The sequence below is a fragment of the Nocardia sp. bgisy118 genome, from assembly GCF_057708605.1.
On sequence record NZ_JBYISM010000081.1, the window covers coordinates 1 to 1,041 of the forward strand.

Sequence of the window (1,041 nt, forward strand, 5' to 3'; positions counted from 1 at the left end):
TTCCGGGTCGGCCGCCGATGCCCTGGCCGAGCTCGCGGTGACCCCCCACCAGAGCCGGGGCTTTTTCCTGCTGCTGCACCTGGCGTTGGTGGTGATGCTGCTCGTGCTGCTCATCAGCTACGTCATCCGTGTCTCGATCACGATCGTGCTGATCGTGGCGGCACCGCTGGCGTTGATGTGTCACGCACTGCCCGGCATCGACGGCGTTGCGCGGTGGTGGTGGCGTTCGTTCGCCGCCTGCCTGGCGATCCAGGTCGCGCAGTCACTGATCTTGGTGACCGTGCTGCGGGTGTTGCTCACCCCGGGCGGATGGCACCTCTTCGGCCCGGACGCCAACGAGATCGCCGACCTCACCGTCGCTTTGGCGTTGATGTTCGTGTTGATCAAGACCCCGTTCTGGCTGCTGTCGGTCCTCAAGATCGGCCAAGGCCGCAGCTTCGTCGGGTCGATCGCGCGGGGCTTCCTCGCCTACAAAACCCTCGGCCTGCTCAAAGGGGCCACGTCGAGCAGTGCACGGACCGCCGCCACGGCGACACCGGCCCGGCGAGGTCCACAGCCCACCCGGTTACCGCGAGCACCTCGCACCGCCTCCAGCGCCGGGCCGCCGAACCCGTATGCGCGGGTACGCGCCACCCGCACCGGGCAACTCATGCTGCCCCTGCAAGGCGTGCACCGAGTCCCGCGACAACCCAACCCGGCCCCCGCCGCCTCCACCAGCATCACCCCCACCAGCACAACGCGAACACCACGCGGACGCCAGCTCGCGTTCAACTTCACCCCACCGAACCCCTACCAGGGAATCCGCCCGGGGAAAGGCGGCCAGTACCCGTTGCCGATCCCGGTACGTCGGGTCCGGCCCACGCCCCCGGCACCGGCCCCGCCACCGGAACGCCCCGGCCCCCGGCGGCGGCCCGAACAGCTCACCTTCGATTTCACCGAACCCACCCCGGCCGATCCCTACGCGCGTCTTCGGCCGACCCGTAGCGGCCAGTACCCGTTGCCGTTCCCGGTCATCCGGGTCAAACCTGTTCCGCCGCCGCT

General features: G+C 69.5%; 1 protein-coding gene. It reads left to right on the forward strand.

Annotation, left to right across the window (positions count from 1 at the left end):
• On the forward strand, window positions 1-1,041 hold a 1,041-nt coding region (locus AC3EO7_RS37800), incomplete at both ends, for a TrbL/VirB6 family protein (protein WP_488186326.1).